Below are 19,011 nucleotides of genomic sequence, written 5' to 3'. Positions count from 1 at the left end.
AAAAAGAAATAGACATGAAAAAAAATTTAAGTAATAAAATCATAAAAGCAACACACTATAACATTATCATTAATTTTGATCTATATTTACATGATTTTATGAAAAGTACTTCTGAAAAAGCTATAAACGCATAAGACATGGTAATTTTATAACTTATAGTGCAACATAAATATTATCTATAGAGATATATTTTTTTATTGCCTCGTAATATGGAAAAAATTAAATTTTCAAGATATACATAAAGTCATAAACAATCATTTGATGACAAACTAAACATCTCTAGAAAATACATCATCAATTCTATTTTGGTAATTCCATCACTAATCCAATGAGCTCCCATTTCTCTAAGATTTATAATATTAAATCTGTATTCACGAGGCTGTCCCTCATGTAACATGCATTCTTTGAATAAACGCAGTGCATTGTTCCTTAGTTCTATTAAGGCTTATCGTAAAGTCTTCTCCATCTCACTCTATAGGCTCTAAAACGTTTATAGACGGCATATTTTTTATCCCTTCTTAAACAGTTTTTTACCCAAACATCTTTCTCTTGTAATGTATAAGTGACCATTTTAAATTCATCATGAACAAGTTTAAAATGAGAGAGTCCTGCTGTATTAAATATTCCATTTAAGTTAAAAATATAAATATCCTTAACAAAAATTATTAATATATATTAAAGCTTTACGTTATTGAAACTCTGTTGAAACTAAAAAATACTTATCCCTTATCAAGTGCATAAACAGCATGTAATGTTCTAACCGCAAGTTCAGTGTAAGCACTATCAATCAAAATAGAAATTTTAATTTCTGAGGTCGTAATTGCTTGAATGTTAATACCCTTTTCAGCCAAAGCCTTAAATGCTGTAGCGGCAACACCTGCATGGCTACGCATTCCAATACCAATCACAGATACCTTGGCGAGATCGCTTTCAAACTGGAGAACATCAAATCCAATTTCTTTGCGATTCTTTTCAAGAAGTGTAACGGCTTTTTCTACATCTGATGATGGTACAGTAAAAGTCATATCAGTTTTTGAGCCATCTTCAGAAATATTTTGCACAATCATATCAACATTAATGCTTTCTTCAGCCAAGGGACCAAAAATTGCTGCCGAAATCCCTGGACGATCGGCAAGCCGACGAAGGGAAATTTGTGCTTCATCCTTAGCAAAAGCAATACCAGTAACATTTTGTTGTTCCACAATTTCATCCTCATCGCAAATAAGTGTTCCAGAAGAACTCATTGGATCCTCCATGCCTAACGCATCAGGATCCTCAAAACTTGAACGCACAAAGGTACGAACCTTATGAACCATTGCCAATTCAACAGAACGAACCTGTAAAACCTTTGCACCAAGAGAAGCCATTTCTAGCATTTCTTCAAAAGCTACTTTTGGTAAACGACGCGCTTTCGGCTCTATACGTGGATCCGTTGTATAAACACCATCCACATCCGTATAAATATCACAGCGATCAGCTTGTACAGCAGCGGCTATAGCAACAGCACTTGTATCTGATCCCCCACGCCCTAAGGTAGAAATCCGGTTATCCGGAGATAACCCCTGAAAACCAGCAATAACGGCAACCTGACCTTCCTGAAAACACTCGATTAAAAAAGATCCATCAATATTAGTAATACGTGCACGGCCATGCGCATTGTCTGTATGAATAGGAATTTGCCAACCAAGCCATGAACGTGCATTCACCCCCATTTCTCGAAGTGTCAAAGCCAACAAACCTGACGTAACCTGTTCACCAGAAGCAACCACAACATCATATTCACGAGCATCTCTATGCATAGAGGAAGCATCACTTGTCCACTGAACAAGTTCATTTGTTTTACCAGCCATCGCAGATACGACAACGGCTACCTCATTGCCTGCATCAACCTCTCTTTTGACATGCCGTGCAACATTATGAATACATTCCATGTTTGCTACAGATGTTCCACCAAATTTCATGACAATGCGCGCCATTAATAACACTCTTACCTTTACATCTCTTATCTCAAACAGTAAAATGAGAATTAGATGCTGTATCAACTAACCATTTTCTCGACATAGCGAATATCTATCATTTGTGCAAGTTTCATTATGATTATATTAATTTCTCTTGACTTTGTATAAAATCTACTTGACCTGATCATTAAAAATAAAAGGAAGGCAACATGATCGATGAAACACAAACAACTATTGATCAAAGTGAAATTGATCATTTTTCACGTATTGCTACAGAATGGTGGAATCCACAAGGAAAATTTCGACCTCTTCACCAATTTAACCCAACACGCCTTGCTTACATCAGAGAAAAAATCTGTTTAGAGTTTAATCGTGATCCTTCTTCACTTACGCCCTTTCACAATTTGAAAATTCTTGATATTGGCTGTGGAGGAGGCTTGTTATCTGAACCAATGGCACGTCTTGGTGCTATGGTTGTAGGCGTTGATGCTGCACAAACAAATATTGAAGTCGCAAAAACCCATGCTGCTCAAAATGACCTTTCCATTGATTACCGCACGACGACAGCAGAAGTACTTGCCAATGAAGGAGAAAAATTTGATATTATCCTTAATATGGAAGTTGTTGAACATGTCGCTGACGTTAATCTCTTCATAGCAGCTACAGCAAAAATGTTGAAACCACAAGGGTTGATGTTTGTCTCAACACTCAACCGCACATGGAAAGCATGGGGGCTTGCTATTGTAGGCGCTGAATATATTCTACGTTGGCTTCCTAAAGGAACCCACGATTATAAAAAATTCCTAAAACCTCTAGAACTTAAAAATTTCTTATCAAAAAACGCTCTGACTGTCATTGATGAGATAGGTATTACTTATAACCCATTAAACGACAACTGGAATCGCTCAAAAGACATGGGCGTTAACTATCTCCTTCTTGCAAAACGGTCTTAAGAATATGTAATTTACAAATATTATATGCCTTGTAATAAAGAATTGAGCTTTCCCTCAGCCTCTAAAGCATAAAGATCATCACAACCGCCAACGTGATAATCACCTATGAAAATTTGTGGAAATGTATTACGTCCATTTGCACGCTGTACCATTTCTTGGCGAAGGGATGTGGAAGCATCAATATCTGTATACTTTACGCCTTTTTTATTAAGCAAATCACGTGCTTTTGTACAATAAGGACAGTTAGGGCGTGTATAAATTATTACCTCTTTCATAGTATTATCCTCCAATATTTTTTAATAATATTCATTTTAAATTCCTCTTAAGAAGAGGGAAAAATAGAATCTTCTTTGAGAACACGCGAAAATGTTAGCACATCAACCTGTCGTGCACCTGCATCTTTTAATGCAGCAGCTGCTGCTGTAACTGTTGCACCCGTTGTAAATACATCATCAATCAGCAAAACAGAACATCCTTTGAGATATTTTTTAACTTTATGCGAAACCTTAAAAGCATTTTTTACGTTAAGTTTTCTCTCTCTCGAAGAAAGACTAACCTGCGGACGGGTATGCCGACAACGAACAAGCCAACTCGGTTTTAAAAGCTTTTTTTGTGATGCTGCAATGTAACGTGCAAGCTCAGCAGATTGATTATAACGCCTCTCCCAAAAACGACGAAAATGCAATGGAATGGGAATAATAACATCACAATCATCAATAACCTCGCGTCCAGCAAACATCATCCAATTGGCCATAAATGATGCCAATTCTATATGATCACCATATTTTAAGCGCGTTACTAAAGTTCGTGCAAGCCCTTTATGAACAATGACTGAGCGAACACGTGAAAAAGGATGGGTGTTACGGAGTGCTTCACCACTAAGAAAACCATCCCCCATATCACAAACAAAAGGAGTCCCCATAACAGGACAATAAGGTTTCGTGATAAATTGAAGATCTTTCCAACATTCGGAGCAAATCGTACCATAAGTAGAAACATTTTGCTTACATCCAGGACAAATTGGTGGATAAAGCATCGTTTTCAAGCGTTCAACGAACTTACTTAGTATATCTCCGCTATTTAACGCCGCTTCTCGAAAATACAACATTATAAATTTAGGCTTTTACAAGTTTCCCTCAGAACAAAAGTTCCTTTGTATTTCCTCAATTTATAATTTTAATTCCTTTAAAAACTCTTACCTTCTATAAATTTATTTCTTTCATATTATAAACTTGACAGAGCTTGCACAAATAATGAACCTTTTCAAAATATATTCTTTCATAGATCGAAAGTGTTCTACAATATGTCGCATCCTTTAATTTTTGATCATAACCGCATTGAACAATTCCGAAAACGTGCCTTTCAAAAAGCAAAAAAAGGATGTGACTTTTTACTCTCTCACATGGCAGAAGATCTCTATAAACGCCTTAGCACTGTTGATCGCCTCTTTACATTAGCTCTTGATTTACACAGCCATACAGACCTTGCTGCGCAAGCTTTAATGAAATCTGGAAAAGTTTGTTCCATAGAACGCATTGAGACCGATACGCTTTATCAAAGCCATGATAAAAAATTTCATTTACGTCATCGAGAATTTCTTGATTTACCTCAAAGTTACTGTGACCTTATTGTTTCACTTCTTTCATTACAATTGACCAATGATACCCCTGGTGTTCTAAGCCAGATAAAAAATACCCTTAAACCAGATGGCTTATTTCTTGCTGTTATGGCAGGAGCTGGTACATTAAGAGAATTGCGCGAAAGCCTGCTGCAAGCTGAAAGTGAAATTTATGATGGAGCAAGCCCTAGAATCTACCCTTTTGCCGACATTCGTGATGCAGGCGCTCTTTTACAGCGTATTGGCTTTGCCCTGCCTGTAGCAGACGTTGAAGATATCACAATACGTTATAATACAATGTTTGACCTTATGCACGATCTTAAAGCTATGGGAATGCAAAATGCACTCATCAATCGTTCACGACGCCCTGTATCCAAACGTTTTTTTCTCCGCGCAGCTGAAATCTATGCACAACGATTTAGTGATCCTGATGGACGTATTCGTGCACATTTTTCTTTCATCTGGCTCTCTGGTTGGGCTCCTCATCCCAATCAACAAAAACCGCTACAACCTGGTTCAGCGCAAATATCTCTTACAGATGTTTTACAGCCCAAAAAAATATAATCTAAAATTATTTTTTAAAAATACTTTTATCTGTTGTCCGTAATATTTGACTGGTGACCGTTCCAGCTATCATTGAATCGCTCACGTTTAGAGCAGTCCGTCCCATATCAATTAGCGGTTCAATAGAGATAAGTACAGCAACCAAAGTAACAGGAAGCCCCATAATTGGTAACACAATCAATGCAGCGAAAATAGCACCTCCCCCCACACCAGCAACACCAATAGAACTCAACGTTACAACACCAATAAGCGTAGCAATCCAAGTAGGATCAAGAGGATTAATACCCATAGATGGTGCAATCATGGTCGCAAGCATCGCTGGATAAAGACCAGCACAACCATTTTGTCCAATTGTTGCCCCAAAAGAAGCTGCAAAACTCGCAATGGATTGTGGTACACCTATCCACTGTGTTTGCGCTTCAATATTCAAAGGAATACTTGCAGCACTTGAACGACTGCTAAAAGCAAATGTTAAAACTGGTAAAACCTTTTTGAAAAAACGAAAGGGATTAATCCCAGAAATACCAAGCAATACACCATGAATTCCAAAAATTAAAATAATACCGACATAAGAAGCAATAATAAAAACCAGTAAATTTAAAATATCTGCAATACGCGATATTGCTCCTACTTTCGTCATAAGTGCAAAAATACCATAAGGCGTCAAAGCAATCACAATACGGACTAACCGCATAATCCAAGCTTGTGCCACTTGAATAAATAAAAGCGCTTTTTCTCCTTTTTCTGGCTCATCTTTCTTTAAAAGAAGAACCGATGCACCTAAAAATGACGCAAAAATCACAACACTAATAATTGACGTACGTTTAGCTCCACTCAACTCAGCAAATGGATTTTTAGGAATCATAGACAAAATCATCTTTGGTATATTCATATCTCCAAGTTTAGAAATATGACCTTCAAGAAGAGCAGAAACATTTTGCCCTTCATGCACCAAACCATCGGTTGTTAATCCAAAAAAATTAACCACAAGCACACCAACCAATGCTGAAAGAGCCGTTGTAAAAAGCAATATTGAAATTGTTATTATACTCATCTTTCCGACAGCATAAACAGAATGTAAATGAGCAACTGCTGAAACGATAGAGATAAAAACCAGTGGCATAACAATCATTTGCAACAATAAAATATAGCCTTCACCGACAATGTTAAACCATTCAACGGATTTCAATAAAGTGCTTTCACCCTCTCCATAAATAAACTGCAAAACACTTCCAAAAATCAAGCCAAGGATAAGCCATAGCATAACACGTAGTGAAAGACTCCATTGCATTTTCTTACTTTGAAAAACCAACAATAAAAAAATAACAAATAGAAATAAATTGACGAAAAAATTAAATGTCATTGTCTATGCTCACTATTATTATGGTTGACATAAATAATCTGCATAATCCAAAATCAATGCATGATATTTAAAATTAACCTATAAAGCTTACAAGGCTTTTACAAAATCATTATTTTTTTAATTTATAGATTAAAAGAGAATTTTTTATCTACTAATAACTGTTTAAAGAAAATAAATAAAATTATTTTCTTATTATTTAAATTTTCACTCTCATAAAATAGTTAAAAAAGAGAAATATAAGCAGCATTCATTGCATCTTAATACTGAATAATTCCAGCATATCTTATCCTATAAATCTCCTTACCTCTCTCTTTTTCTATTTGAACTGAAGCGAGCTTTCCAAGCAAGGATGAATTAACAATCGAACATTCATGATTTTTCTAGAAAATACACCAACAAGCTACTTCTGCTCATTTTATGGACTGCACTCTCAATAGCTTTGATCAGCACTTCAAATATAATTATTTTATTGAAAATACTTTTTATACATTCTTTCTTTGCTCTCAATGAAAACTTTTTTATTTTTCAAAGCTCTTTTTATAGTCATAAAAAGGCCTTGAAAGACAAGATGTTGATTTATAATGATAATTTACTGTTTTGCATATTAAATGAGAGTCCCGAATAACGTAAGATTCTCTCATTTCAAACCTGTTTATCTTGAATCAATCAAAATCATTTGCTTGAACGTCACAAGCAGGGCTGGCGTATGAGTAAAAATGTATAAGAAAGGAGTAGAAAGACCTCTTATGAAACATCTTAATGCAAGAGTTGCCGTAACATTGGAGGGCGGAGCTTGAGCAGAAAATATAAATAATATGATTGCTTTTTATAATAGCGCAGTAAAACGTTTTAACGATACCTATTCATATGCTGATCGAACAACACGTGCACGTGCTATAGATAATTTTGTCACTTTAGATATAAAAAAGATAAGTTGGAGTTATAATGTTACGCAAGAACTAATAAGAGGAAAGGTTTTTGAATTTGAAGAGGCATGCCTCACTCAGAGTTCATATCATCCTTTTACGCAACAGTGGTTTTATTATAATCGGAATCTCAACGATGGAATTTACCAAATGCCTCGTATAGTCCTGATAGGACAAAAAGTTGAAAATAGGATGATACAAATTACAGGCATAGGAGCACGAAGCGTTTTTTCTGTATTGATAGCTAAGAATTTGCCTAATCTAGATGCAATAGATACAGGTCAATGCTTTCCACGGTATCTTTATAAAAACGTTGAATCTCTGTAACTGTTCATGATGAAAAACAATCCCATTTGTTTGCAAATTCAATAAAGGAAAGAAAAACATCTGGTTTACAGAGGCGTGATGCCATTACGGATGAAGGACGAGCACATTTTAAAGCTGCTTATCCTAGTGAGAGCATAACAAAGACGATTACAAATTTCTAGATAATGAAAACAATGGAAAAGACTGAGGATATATGATTAAAATGAGAGGCTTTAAGCCTACAAATATTATAAATTTTATGAATAGTACAGTTTAAAGCATTAAAAGCAGTCTTACAGCAGATTTACAATGTATGGGGATAATTAATTGCCTATAATAAGTTGCGCTCATACTGATAAAGATTATTCTGCTATAGAAATGTTGTGCTTTTTTGAATTTTTGTGCGTATTCAAACACTCATTCGTTACAAGCTCAATCTCTTTATCTCGTGCCTCTTTATCAAGAATAATAGTATTTTAATATAATACCCCTTTGCATACAAATAGTTATTTCTTATCTATGAATAGCTTATAATTTCATATAACTCTATGAAGATAATATTTTTTATTTATCAATATTTAATGATGTAATTAACACATTCATTATATATAATAATCTTTATTTCTATCTATTTACATAATATATTTCTTTTTTTATAAAAATAAAATTGAGTTATACATACATAGATCTATCGGTATTTTTTCTACTGTCTTTTTAGCGCACTGAAAGATTGATATCGTAATTTTTGTATAATAAAATACTCTTTCATATAAGCATCGTATATTGAATTATAATAATTGACTATTAGCCGCAAATTATATTTTTTATCCCTTTTAAAAGTAAAAAATATAATTTTCAGACCTATTCATAAGTAGGCTTAGCCAAGTGAATAAAAAATGTTTGATAATAAGCTTTATCTCTTATGAACTATCTTTTGTACAAAGGGACAACATTATGATTACGGAAATATCGTGATATTATTGGGTATAAAAATCACACTCCCCAAGAAATTTTTGTATTGTATCCTTTCCGTTATGAGAAATGTTAAAAGCAAGGTAGGATATGCTCTCTAGAGCAAATGAGTGAATGAACCACCACGGTTATATGCATTTTTAAAAAAGTAGGAAGTATCTTTGCTTCAAATTTAATAGGCACATTCTAAAAATAAAGGTTCTACCGACTCATTCCAAATAGAATAGTAATGGGACAAAAATTTTTCAGCATCTGTTTGTCCCATTGCAACAACCTCTTCTAGAGGATTAAGAAAATTTGTTTCATCAAAACCATTCGTATCATACTGTTTGCGATTTTTTAAGCCTTTGCGAGCAATAGCGAGAGCTTGACGTGCTAACTCTAAAAGAATAGTTTGACGAAAAGGTGTTCTTAACCCTTCTTTAGGAACACGTTGGCGCAACTCTAAAACTTCTTCAAAACACCAATCTTTTGTCAAAGCCTCTGCCTCATTAAGTGCTTCCCTATCATAAAGAAGCCCAACCCAAAAAGCCGACAACGCACAAATGCGCTTCCAAGAACCACAATCAGCTCCCCTCATTTCTAAAAATCTTTTTAAGCGGACTTCAGGAAATAACGTTGATAAGTGATTAATCCAATCTCCCATGTTTGGAATTGAATTTGCAACTTGTCCTTTTAATGCTCCATTCATAAACTGACGAAACGTTATGTGTGTACAATCATAATAACAACCATCACGCACAACAAAATACATTGGAACATCAAGGGCCCATTCAACATAATCAGCAAAACCAAAACGCTCAGAAAATACAAAGGGCAGAACGCCTGTCCTCTGATTATCCGTATTACGCCAAATTTCAGAACGCCACGATAAAAAGCCATTTGGGCGCCCTTCTGTAAAAGGTGAACTTGCAAATAATGCCGTTGCAATGGACTGTAACTTCATGGATACTTGCATTTTTCGCCGCATATCACTTTCAGATGAAAAATCAAGATTAACCTGAACTGTTGATGTGCGATACATCATATTAAGACCATTATACCCCACTTTAGGCATATAATCAGTCATAATCTGATAACGTGATTTAGGCATTCGCGGCGTTTCAGCTAAAGTCCACTTTGGACTAGCTCCAAGACCTAGAAAACCTATACCTAATGGTTCTGCAATTTTTTTGAGAAGAGTTAAATGCTCCATCAACTCGTAATATGTATGGCTTACTGATTTTAATGGTGCACCAGATAATTCAAATTGTCCCCCAGGTTCCAAAGAAATGGCTCCCTGATCAACTGATCCTACGAGCCCAATAATATTCTCTTCATCTAAAATAGGTTTCCATCCTAAGGCGCTTTGCATCCTCTCTAAAAGCGCTCGGATTCCCCTCTCTCCTTCATAAGGAACAGGGTGAAAACCATCTCTATAAAACGGAAATTTTTCATGTTCTGTACCAATGCGCCAATCATCTTCTGCTTTATACCCCCCTTGGAAATAGCTAACCAAAGAATCTAAGTTATAAATTTCACTTTCATCAGTTATATCAAGCGCCATAACTTACCGTATCCTATAATTGGTATCATCATCTTAAATAAATTGTTTAGAATGATTTTACAGATTTCTCAATCCATTGCCCAATCCCCCACGGTAGCATTAAGAAGAGCCAAAGCAGCAACAGCGGCAGTATCAGCGCGTAAAATACGCGGACCTAGTGATATTGGAACCACAAAAGGATGTTTTTTTAAAAAGCTCCGCTCTTCTTCACTAAAGCCACCTTCCGGTCCAATAAGAATACCAGGTGTTGTAACGTCACGCTTTTTAAAAGAAGGTAATGGATTATGCGATTTATGCTCTTCATCACAAAAGAATAAAGGCTGTGTCTCATCCCACTGTGCTAAAAGTTCTGCTAATGATAGAGCCGATACGCATTCAGGAAGAGATAAAATTCCACACTGTTCAGAAGCTTCAATAACATTGGCTTCCATACGCGCCATATTGATACGCGTAACCTGCGTATGATGCGTTATAACAGGCTGCAAAATCGATACCCCCATTTCAACAGCTTTCTGCACCATATAATCCAACCGCGCATTTTTGAGTGGAGCAAAGCAATAAATAAGATTGGAATGCGTCGTTTGTAATCTTTCTTGATGGATAAGCTGAACCACAACAAATTTTTTCTTAACAGTGATAAGTTTAGCAAGCCACTCACCATCCTGTCCATTAAAAAGTAAAATTTCTGCTCCTTCTTTCATACGCAAAACATGCATAAGATAAGAAGCTTGTGCCCCCTCTATCTTTATTTCTTCATTCAAAGCCAATGTCTGTCGGATAAATAATCTTTTAAGTTTATAATTTATGCGCATAAAAATTTTGCCAATGCTCACTATCGTCATCGAGAAAATGAAGAAAAATATATAGCAAAAAGAAAAAATTATATCTATAGAACTATAATATATTAAAGAATTATAGAGTTTTTTTAGCTTTATGAGATAATAATAGGAACTTATAGATCCTTAAGTGATTCTGCTTTCATAAAAGTTTAAATAATGCACCATTCATCTTTGCATTCAGTCATTGATGCATCCGTGGAGGAAAAATATGTCTGCTAAAAAAGCTACAATTATTACGATTACAACCCTCTTAGCCTTTATTTTGATTACAGTGGGAATTGGTTCTGTTGGAGCCGACGGGAAGCATACAATTACCAAAGATGGCTATGGTATTTCTTCTGCGATTCAATAAGCACTGGCCAACATCCCTTAAAAATTTAGTGCAACAAAATATTGCTAGCAGCCTTCTAAGATTTGCATCAATATTATGAATCTCTTGTATTTGAAAGATTTTATAAGAAGCGTTGTTCTTCCTCTCTTCACTCGTTTATCGACATACCAACCACGCTTATAACGTAGAGGGCAATTTTTATGACTTTATCACGAATAGATTTAAAATGAGAGAATCTTACGATAGTGGAATTTCTTATTTAAATTTAAAAACAACTCTAGATTGTAAATAGATGAGTTATAATTATAAAATAAAATGTTGTATAGACGAAAAATAATACTCAATCTGTATCAGTGTCTTTTGTAATTAAAAAATTACCACGATCTTGTCCTTTAGAGCTTAGAGAAAATGTAAAAGGCCATGCAAGGCTATTAGCAAGACATTGGACATCTTTACATAAAGTTTCTGATCTATAGTTTTTGCGTAGTTGTGCCTGTAATATCAGTTCATTTTCCTTCCCTTGCGCAATAGCAGTTGCAATGGTTCCTTGAATGGATAAGCTCAAGTCTGCTGTACGCATTAATGACTCTGTTACCTTCATCATACCTTCTGAAAAGCTTGTCTGAATATCCCAGTGATCAAATGTTGTTGAAAAAGTATCATTATTCATTAAAAGAAATTGTTGTTTATTTGAAAGTCTTGTTTGTAATTCATTCAGATCATATCCTAATAGCCGACCAGAAGACATCTTCAGTGTTAACTCACCCTGCATTTTCGTAAAAATTTCTGGCCAAGAATCAGCAAGTGTTCGTACCGTTGCAGTAAAATTCGTTTTGCTTTGTATAAATGGAATAAATCCCAAGATTTCTAAAGTCTCCTGCATATCAATAGAAGCACCTGAAATATTTCCTCCAATACGCACTTTCTGTCCAGCTGAGGTAACTTCAATATTACTTTGCACAGATCCACCAAAAATATTCGCATGTCCAAGATCAAAAATACCATGACCATCTCTTATTTGTATTGCAGCAGCTAAATTTGTGAGTGAAATATTTCCTATTTTAGCTTGTGGCGCAGAAAGTCGTATATCCACGCCAATACAATCAAAAGTTCTCATGTCAAAGCAGGCATTTTTCTTTTTACCTGAAAAAAACATTGAACCCAAGAGGCTAAGGTCTAGATTATCAAAGGCTAAAGAGCCCATGACATTTGGTACATAATCTTGAAAATCGAGTTTTAAAGCTCCTCGCGCATTGGCTTTCCCCATCGTAAATGTAACATTGTTCATTTGGATATGCATTGGCTGCGCTAAAAAATGAGATTCCCATACAATGGGTATTTTTAATTTATGTCCCCAAAACTGATTTCCACCAACCCAAGACAATGTCTGATTCCATCCAGGAGAACGCATTGACACTTTTCCGTCAAAAATATAATATTCAGATAATCGAGCCTTTCCTGTAAAAGTTATTCCCCCACGTACAGAATTGAGACTTGCCCTAATATGACTTTTGCCTCCAGCAAGAAGCAGCAATGCTTGAGAAGCATCAAGTGATAATTTTGTAAACTCTCCGCGCCAACGCGCATCTGCACGTAACCGTACTTCCTGAGTTGATTCCGGCCAATCTAAAGTTGCATTTAATCCTGTTATTTTGTCTGCTACTCCTGAAAAACTATCGTGATACACAAGAACACCATTTTTAATGACAATCCGTCCAAAAGGTTGTTTTAAAAGGTGCTCTATCTCTGGATGCTCAGGATTATGTTTTAATATTTCACGCGTATTACGTATTGCCACCCCTAATGCACCTTGTGAGCGAGAAAACCGATCAAAAAAATCTGCTATTGTTTTAACAGGCTTTTCCATAACAAATTGAGGACGCATAATCCGCGTCTCTGAAAAAGAAATATGTCCCCAAAGAAGATCGACGACAGAAAGATCAACTTCTATTGATTCAGCTTCCATTAATGGCGCAACATCATCCATTTTTGATGTTAAAGTAACGCCAGAAAGAAATGCTTTAGGATAAGGAAAAAGATGTAACCGCGGTGGATCACGCAATTGCACATTGTAACCCGTCCATGCACTTAAATCCTGCGCTAAACGAATACGAATCGCATCTGTAGAAATAAGATAAGGTAAAACGAGAATCCCCACTCCAAATAAAAAGATAATTGTAATAAAAACTCCGCTCAAAAATTTTATTATTCTGATGCGCACATTATCCCTCTATACTTATCCCCCTATAACAGATTAAAAACAAACTTAAATGATCATAAAAAGTTTTTATAATCCTATAATTCACTATATCCACTTTGTATCTTCATTATTTTTGTTCTTTATCCAAAATTTATTCAAACAGCAATGTTGCTGCTTCTTTATAAAGCAATTATTTAAAAGTCTTCAAAACTATAAATCCACAACATTATAAAACCATTCTTACTGTTCTCATATGAATATTGCTATAAAACTCTATCGTATTATTAGAAAATGCTTTACAAAAAAAACAAACAGCCTTACCGAAAGGATCTCTGAATGAATAATATTATCGACGGAAAAAAACTTGCTGAAGAGATTATTGTGAAAGTTAAGGCCGAAACAGCAAAGCTCCGCCATCACTATAATATACAACCTAGTATCGCTGTTATTATCGTTGGAGATGATCCTGCAAGTCAAGTATATGTCACCTCAAAAAATAAAAAAGCCGAAGAATGTGGGTTTCTTTCAATCAAACATGTCGTTTCCAAAGAAACGCAAGAAAAAGAACTCCTTCAACTTATTGCAACATTAAATTCTGATCCCAAAATTCATGGTATTTTGGTACAGCTGCCTCTCCCTGCTCATATGAATACAAATCGCATAACACAAGCCGTTGCTTTCCAAAAAGATGTTGATGGTTTTCATTATATTAATGTAGGAAAACTCGCGGCAAATGCACTTGAAGATGCAATTATTCCCTGCACTCCAGCTGGTGCCATGATGATGATTGAACAACACTGTGGACGAGATTTATCTGGACTTGATGCTGTCGTTGTTGGACGCTCTAATATTGTTGGAAAACCTATGGCTGCCCTTTTAACAGCAGCCAATGCCACTGTGACAATTGCCCATAGTCGTACCCGTGACCTTGATGATGTGTGTCGAAGCGCTGATATTCTAGTAGCAGCTGTAGGCCGCCCACAAATGATTAAAAAAGACTGGATAAAAGATGGTGCAATTGTTATTGATGTCGGTATTAACCGCGTTGCTGCACCAGAAAAAGGTATAGGGAAAACACGTCTTGTTGGTGATGTCGATTTTGAAAACGTAAAAGAAAAAGCTGCTGCGATCACCCCTGTTCCTGGAGGCGTTGGACCAATGACAATTGCCATGCTTATGGTTAATACACTCAAAGCCGCCGCGCGATCACACAATCTGCCGATACCAAAATTCTAAAAATTGTAACAATTCCTTGTATATGGTTTCATTGTATATGATTCAGCTTATTTATTTTTGCATTTTTCATGTCATAAAAACAGATGCCCCTTGATCTGCACGATTAACGGATTGACGAAAAACATGAAAAAGTTCGCGTCCAATACCATGTTCGTTTTTTGAAAGATCCGGAGATATGATTTTTCGCGCGTTAAATTTTGCTAAATCCTCCAAAAGGGTTAATTTACCCTCATGAGCATCAAGAAAAACAATATCACCATCCTGCAAACGTGCAATGGGGCCATTATCCACTGCTTCTGGTGTCACATGGAGAGCAGCAGGAATTTTTCCTGACGCTCCTGACATACGCCCATCGGTTATCAATGCTACCTTTTGACCGCGATCTTGTAAAACGCCTAAAATGGTCGTTAATTTATGAAGCTCTGGCATACCATTGGCTTTTGGTCCTTGATAGCGAATAACAGCGATAAAGTCTTTATTATGCAACACTCCAGATTTAAAAGATTTTTGTAGTTCCTCTTGATCATTAAAAACAAAGACTGGTGCTTTAATCTGCCAATACTCTGGTTTAACAGAGGAAACTTTTATAATAGCTGTTCCCAAATCTCCTGATAAAACACGAAGACCACCATCAAGCTGAAATGGCTTTCTCCACCCCGCTAACACCTTATGATCACCACTCTCCTTAAGAGCCGCTTCACGCACCACATGACCATCAGCAGAAAGCTTTGCTTCAATTGCATAAGCATTGAGATCTTTACCAAAAACCGTAGAAACATCTTCATGGACCAAGCCTGCCTCGATAAGCTCGCGAATAATAAATCCCATTCCCCCCGCAGCGTAAAAATGATTAATATCTGCTAAACCGTTAGGATAAATGCGCGCTAAAAGAGGCACAACGGATGAAATTTCTGCAATATCATGCCATGTCAATTTAATACCGCAAACAGCAGCCATAGCAATCAAATGAATCGCATGATTGGTAGAACCTCCTGTTGCATTTAATCCTACAATGGCATTCACAAAAGAACGCTCATCAATGATCATACCAAGTGGACTATAATGATCACCAAGATCTGTCATTTCAAGTACACGTTTCGTAGCTTCTTTTGTTAAAGCATCACGCAACGGTGTATTCGCATTAATAAAAGAAGCTCCAGGCATATGAAGCCCCATCATCTCCAGTATCACCTGATTAGAGTTAGCTGTTCCATAAAATGTACATGTTCCTGGTCCATGATAAGAACGTGCTTCTGATGCTAAAAGTGTTTGGCGATCTATTTTATTTTCCGCGTAAAGTTGACGTATCTTCGCTTTTTCATCATTACCTTGACCACTTGTCATGGGACCAGCTGCTATAAAAATTCCTGGTAAATGACCAAATGTTAGGGCACCAATCAATAAACCTGGCACAATTTTATCACACACCCCAAGATACAATGCTGCATCAAAGACATCGTGTGATAAGCTTATAGCTGTTGCCATTGCAATTACTTCACGCGAAAAAAGGGAAAGCTCCATCCCCGCATTTCCCTGCGTAACACCATCGCACATCGCGGGAACACCACCTGCAACCTGTGCAACACCACCAACCATACGGGCCGACTCTTTAATTAAGTGAGGAAATTTTTCAAAAGGTTGATGTGCTGAAAGTATATCGTTATATGCCGTGATAATGCCAATATTCCCAACGATATTTCCCTTCAAACGCTCTTTATCTATTGCACCACAAGCAGCAAAGCCATGAGCCTGATTGGCACATCCTAAAAAACTCCGTTTGGGGCGATGAACTTGTGCTTTCGCAATACGATCTAAGTAAATTTCTCGTGTTGATCGAGAACGTTCATAAATTCTTCGTGTAACTGTAGCAATTGTCTTGGAAAGTGCCATATTTCTCTCCCCCTTTCATTGTTTCTTCCCCTCATTCATTGAGAGAGATTACGTTTTATTCACTTTGTGTCACATATTTTGATTCACTTATTTCATTTTCTGCAGGCGACCAATAAACCTGAACGAGATGAGGGGAATTACGCAAAATTGCCCGAATAGGCATTTCTATTTCAGACCCGTCTTGACAAGCTTCTTCAAAACAATCGCGTTTCTGAAAACCTTCGAAATGGAGAATAACGCAACGAGATTGCATAATAACTGGCAAAGTTAGTGAGAGTCTTGGCTCAACAGCGCTCTTGGCATGAAGGGGTAAAACAAGTGCTTGCGTTCGAAGATCAAGCGCTTGCTTTAAACGATCAGCATCAGGAAAAAAGGAAGCTGTATGTCCATCCTCCCCCATTCCTAAAACAACAACATCAAAGGGTTTAGGCAAAGTATTAACACGACTCGCCGCTGAAAAAGCAGCAAGTTCAGCAGTAATTGCTTTATGATAAAGCCCTACAAAACGTGCTTTTTCGGCAAAATTTTGTAACAAATGACACCGTACCATATGTTCATTTGAACGTTCATCGTGTGTAGGGACAAAACGTTCATCGACCAAAGTGATAATAATATTTTGCCAATCAATATCCGCTTTTGACAAATAATGAAAAAACAATTCTGGTGTTTTACCACCAGACACCGCTAAAACTGCTCTCTTACGCTCAAGAACAGATACACTAAGCTCTGCGGCTACTCGATCTGCTAATGCCAAGGCTAAAGTCTGAGGGGTTTCAAAATCTAAACGGTCAATATTCATTCTATACATACTTATTGCTCTAAACTAAATTGTTCCATATACGCCTATCACGTTCCATGAGGCTCATCGAAGCAGACGGCCCCCACGAACCAGCGTTATAACTGTGAACAGGCTGTTGTATTGCTTCCCATCCCTCAATGATTGGATCAATCCAACGCCAAGCAGCCTCAACTTCATCACGACGCATAAACAGTGTTTGATCTCCACGAATAACATCCATTAATAAACGTTCATAAGCATCAGGATTACGTTCAGAAAATGCAGAAGCAAAACTCATGTCTAATGGAATGTGACAAAACCGCATACCGCCATAACTTGGATCCTTAATCATCAACCATTGTTTTACACCTTCATCAGGTTGGAGACGAATTACAAGCCGATTAGAAAAAATTTCATCTAAACCCACATTAAAAATATTATGAGGAATAGGTTTAAAAACCACAACAATTTCAGACATTCGCGTGAACATGCGCTTACCTGTTCGTAAATAAAAAGGCGTATTAGCCCAACGCCAGTTATCAATCTTAACCTTAAGTGCTACAAATGTTTCACTTTTACTCACTCTTCCCAGATCATCAAAATAAGACTCTACCGATATACCATTTGATAGACCAGAAAGATACTGCCCACGTACAGTATGCTGCCCTACATTATGGACATCAAGCGGTGTTAAAGAATGTAAAACTTTAAGTTTTTCATCGCGCACAGCATTAGCACTGTTGGTAAATGGTATTTCCATCGCAACCAAACAAAGTAATTGTAGCATATGGTTTTGAACCATATCGCGTAGAGCACCAGTGCTTTCATAATATTCTGTACGGCCCTCTAACCCTAAAGATTCAGCAACGGTTATTTGAACATGATCAATATAATTGGAGTTCCATAGCGGTTCATAAAGTGTATTAACAAACCGCAATGCCATTAAATTTTGAACAGTTTCCTTCCCAAGATAATGATCAATACGAAAGATCTGCTCTTCATTAAAGGCGCTTGCAAATACATCATTAAGTGAAACCGCTGTTTTTACATCGCAACCAATTGGTTTTTCAATGATAATCCGTGTTTGTGGTGTCACCAAATCATTTTTTTCCAACTTCATCGCAATATCAGCAAAAAGTGACGAACCAACAGCCAAATAAAAAGCTCGAATATCCGCTGAATCTTGTGACAGAAGGAGGGCTAAATCCTCCCACCCTCGATTTGAGGTAACATCAACAGAAACGTAAGTTAAACGTGCAAGAAAACGATTGAATTCTGTTGAATTTAGATCTTTTGGATGGATATGTTTTTCTAAAGAAATGCGGACAAAATTTTGATATTCTTCACAACTTAAGGAAGTGCGCGAAACCCCAATAATACGTGTTGGCTCACTGAACTGCCCAGCACACTGACAATGATACAAAGCCGGCAAAAGCTTGCGCAACGCCAAATCACCATTGCCACCAAAAACAATACAATCAAAGGAAGAAACTGGAATAATTTTACGCACCATGAACTTGTTTATTTTTCT

Annotated in this window: 14 protein-coding genes and 1 pseudogene; 5 read left to right on the top strand and 10 right to left on the bottom strand. The window is 36.5% G+C overall.

The annotated features are described in order from the left end of the window. Positions 1-719 precede the first annotated feature (719 nt). Positions 720-1,976, bottom strand: coding sequence for an aspartate kinase (locus ACFINH_RS00245; RefSeq protein WP_375629782.1), 1,257 nt, complete (start codon positions 1,974-1,976; stop codon positions 720-722). A 191-nt stretch (positions 1,977-2,167) separates the two neighbouring features. Between ACFINH_RS00245 and ubiG the strand changes: the two genes are divergently transcribed. Beyond that, a complete protein-coding gene (gene ubiG / locus ACFINH_RS00240; protein WP_375631550.1) occupies positions 2,168-2,911 on the top strand; it encodes a bifunctional 2-polyprenyl-6-hydroxyphenol methylase/3-demethylubiquinol 3-O-methyltransferase UbiG in 744 nt (247 codons plus the stop codon). Between the two features lie 20 nt (positions 2,912-2,931). On the opposite strand, the gene grxC is transcribed toward ubiG, so the two are convergent. Next, on the bottom strand, positions 2,932-3,186 hold the full coding sequence (gene grxC, locus ACFINH_RS00235; RefSeq protein ID WP_375612081.1) for a glutaredoxin 3: 255 nt from the start codon (positions 3,184-3,186) through the stop codon (positions 2,932-2,934). A 47-nt stretch (positions 3,187-3,233) separates the two neighbouring features. Beyond that, positions 3,234-4,019, bottom strand: a complete 786-nt coding sequence (locus ACFINH_RS00230; RefSeq protein WP_273790388.1) for a ComF family protein — start codon at positions 4,017-4,019, stop codon at positions 3,234-3,236. A 195-nt stretch (positions 4,020-4,214) separates the two neighbouring features. Here ACFINH_RS00230 and ACFINH_RS00225 point away from each other — a divergent pair, with 195 nt between their 5' ends. Then, positions 4,215-5,093 (top strand): methyltransferase, encoded by an 879-nt coding sequence (locus ACFINH_RS00225; protein WP_375631547.1) that lies wholly within the window; start codon positions 4,215-4,217, stop codon positions 5,091-5,093. Between the two features lie 7 nt (positions 5,094-5,100). Here the strand turns inward: ACFINH_RS00225 and ACFINH_RS00220 are convergent, their stop codons facing one another. Then, positions 5,101-6,456: an L-cystine transporter gene (locus tag ACFINH_RS00220; protein ID WP_375631545.1), complete on the bottom strand. Its 1,356-nt coding sequence runs from the start codon at positions 6,454-6,456 to the stop codon at positions 5,101-5,103. A 797-nt stretch (positions 6,457-7,253) separates the two neighbouring features. On the opposite strand from ACFINH_RS00220, the pseudogene ACFINH_RS00215 reads away from it, so the two are divergent. Then, positions 7,254-7,852: pseudogene (locus tag ACFINH_RS00215) on the top strand (type ISP restriction/modification enzyme); the annotation flags it as partial. A 980-nt stretch (positions 7,853-8,832) separates the two neighbouring features. Here ACFINH_RS00215 and ACFINH_RS00210 read toward each other — a convergent pair. After that, positions 8,833-10,206, bottom strand: coding sequence for a glutamate--cysteine ligase (locus tag ACFINH_RS00210; RefSeq protein ID WP_375631543.1), 1,374 nt, complete (start codon positions 10,204-10,206; stop codon positions 8,833-8,835). Positions 10,207-10,274: 68 nt separating this feature from the next. Continuing rightward, positions 10,275-11,018: a 16S rRNA (uracil(1498)-N(3))-methyltransferase gene (locus tag ACFINH_RS00205; protein WP_375613542.1), complete on the bottom strand. Its 744-nt coding sequence runs from the start codon at positions 11,016-11,018 to the stop codon at positions 10,275-10,277. Between the two features lie 235 nt (positions 11,019-11,253). On the opposite strand from ACFINH_RS00205, the gene ACFINH_RS00200 reads away from it, so the two are divergent. Further along, positions 11,254-11,397 (top strand): hypothetical protein, encoded by a 144-nt coding sequence (locus ACFINH_RS00200; protein ID WP_273790383.1) that lies wholly within the window; start codon positions 11,254-11,256, stop codon positions 11,395-11,397. Between the two features lie 319 nt (positions 11,398-11,716). Here the strand turns inward: ACFINH_RS00200 and ACFINH_RS00195 are convergent, their stop codons facing one another. Next, on the bottom strand, positions 11,717-13,597 hold the full coding sequence (locus tag ACFINH_RS00195) for an AsmA family protein (RefSeq protein WP_375631541.1): 1,881 nt from the start codon (positions 13,595-13,597) through the stop codon (positions 11,717-11,719). 315 nt (positions 13,598-13,912) lie between these two features. On the opposite strand from ACFINH_RS00195, the gene folD reads away from it, so the two are divergent. Beyond that, the gene (gene folD / locus ACFINH_RS00190) at positions 13,913-14,812 is read left to right on the top strand and encodes a bifunctional methylenetetrahydrofolate dehydrogenase/methenyltetrahydrofolate cyclohydrolase FolD (protein ID WP_375629801.1); all 900 of its coding nucleotides are present in this window, start codon (positions 13,913-13,915) and stop codon (positions 14,810-14,812) included. Between the two features lie 66 nt (positions 14,813-14,878). Here folD and edd read toward each other — a convergent pair whose 3' ends face one another. Genes edd through zwf form a run of 3 tightly spaced genes read right to left on the bottom strand, consistent with a single transcriptional unit; the run spans position 14,879 to position 18,993 of the window. Beyond that, complete coding sequence (gene edd, locus ACFINH_RS00185; protein ID WP_375631538.1) at positions 14,879-16,702, bottom strand: phosphogluconate dehydratase; 1,824 nt, start codon at positions 16,700-16,702, stop codon at positions 14,879-14,881. Positions 16,703-16,757: 55 nt separating this feature from the next. Next, entirely contained in the window at positions 16,758-17,510 is a 753-nt protein-coding gene (pgl, locus tag ACFINH_RS00180; RefSeq protein ID WP_375631536.1) for a 6-phosphogluconolactonase, read from the bottom strand. A gap of 10 nt (positions 17,511-17,520) precedes the next feature. Beyond that, complete coding sequence (gene zwf, locus ACFINH_RS00175) at positions 17,521-18,993, bottom strand: glucose-6-phosphate dehydrogenase (RefSeq protein ID WP_375631534.1); 1,473 nt, start codon at positions 18,991-18,993, stop codon at positions 17,521-17,523. Positions 18,994-19,011 lie beyond the last annotated feature (18 nt).

The sequence above is a fragment of the Bartonella sp. AA74HLJMH genome (assembly GCF_042197045.1).
Taxonomy (GTDB): domain Bacteria; phylum Pseudomonadota; class Alphaproteobacteria; order Rhizobiales; family Rhizobiaceae; genus Bartonella.
Note: the sequence above shows the minus strand (reverse complement) of the source record. Positions and strands in the feature narration are given on the sequence as shown.

What these genes read in the sequence shown, in the direction of transcription:
- folD (WP_375629801.1), top strand. Translation starts at nt 13,913, where the DNA reads ATGAATAATATTATCGACGGAAAAAAACTTGCTGAAGAGATTATTGTG.
- grxC (WP_375612081.1), bottom strand. Translation starts at nt 3,186, where the DNA reads ATGAAAGAGGTAATAATTTATACACGCCCTAACTGTCCTTATTGTACA.
- ACFINH_RS00200 (WP_273790383.1), top strand. Translation starts at nt 11,254, where the DNA reads ATGTCTGCTAAAAAAGCTACAATTATTACGATTACAACCCTCTTAGCC.
- edd (WP_375631538.1), bottom strand. Translation starts at nt 16,702, where the DNA reads ATGGCACTTTCCAAGACAATTGCTACAGTTACACGAAGAATTTATGAA.
- pgl (WP_375631536.1), bottom strand. Translation starts at nt 17,510, where the DNA reads ATGTATAGAATGAATATTGACCGTTTAGATTTTGAAACCCCTCAGACT.
- ACFINH_RS00230 (WP_273790388.1), bottom strand. Translation starts at nt 4,019, where the DNA reads ATGTTGTATTTTCGAGAAGCGGCGTTAAATAGCGGAGATATACTAAGT.
- ACFINH_RS00210 (WP_375631543.1), bottom strand. Translation starts at nt 10,206, where the DNA reads ATGGCGCTTGATATAACTGATGAAAGTGAAATTTATAACTTAGATTCT.
- ACFINH_RS00220 (WP_375631545.1), bottom strand. Translation starts at nt 6,456, where the DNA reads ATGACATTTAATTTTTTCGTCAATTTATTTCTATTTGTTATTTTTTTA.
- zwf (WP_375631534.1), bottom strand. Translation starts at nt 18,993, where the DNA reads ATGGTGCGTAAAATTATTCCAGTTTCTTCCTTTGATTGTATTGTTTTT.
- ACFINH_RS00245 (WP_375629782.1), bottom strand. Translation starts at nt 1,976, where the DNA reads ATGGCGCGCATTGTCATGAAATTTGGTGGAACATCTGTAGCAAACATG.
- ubiG (WP_375631550.1), top strand. Translation starts at nt 2,168, where the DNA reads ATGATCGATGAAACACAAACAACTATTGATCAAAGTGAAATTGATCAT.
- ACFINH_RS00205 (WP_375613542.1), bottom strand. Translation starts at nt 11,018, where the DNA reads ATGCGCATAAATTATAAACTTAAAAGATTATTTATCCGACAGACATTG.
- ACFINH_RS00225 (WP_375631547.1), top strand. Translation starts at nt 4,215, where the DNA reads ATGTCGCATCCTTTAATTTTTGATCATAACCGCATTGAACAATTCCGA.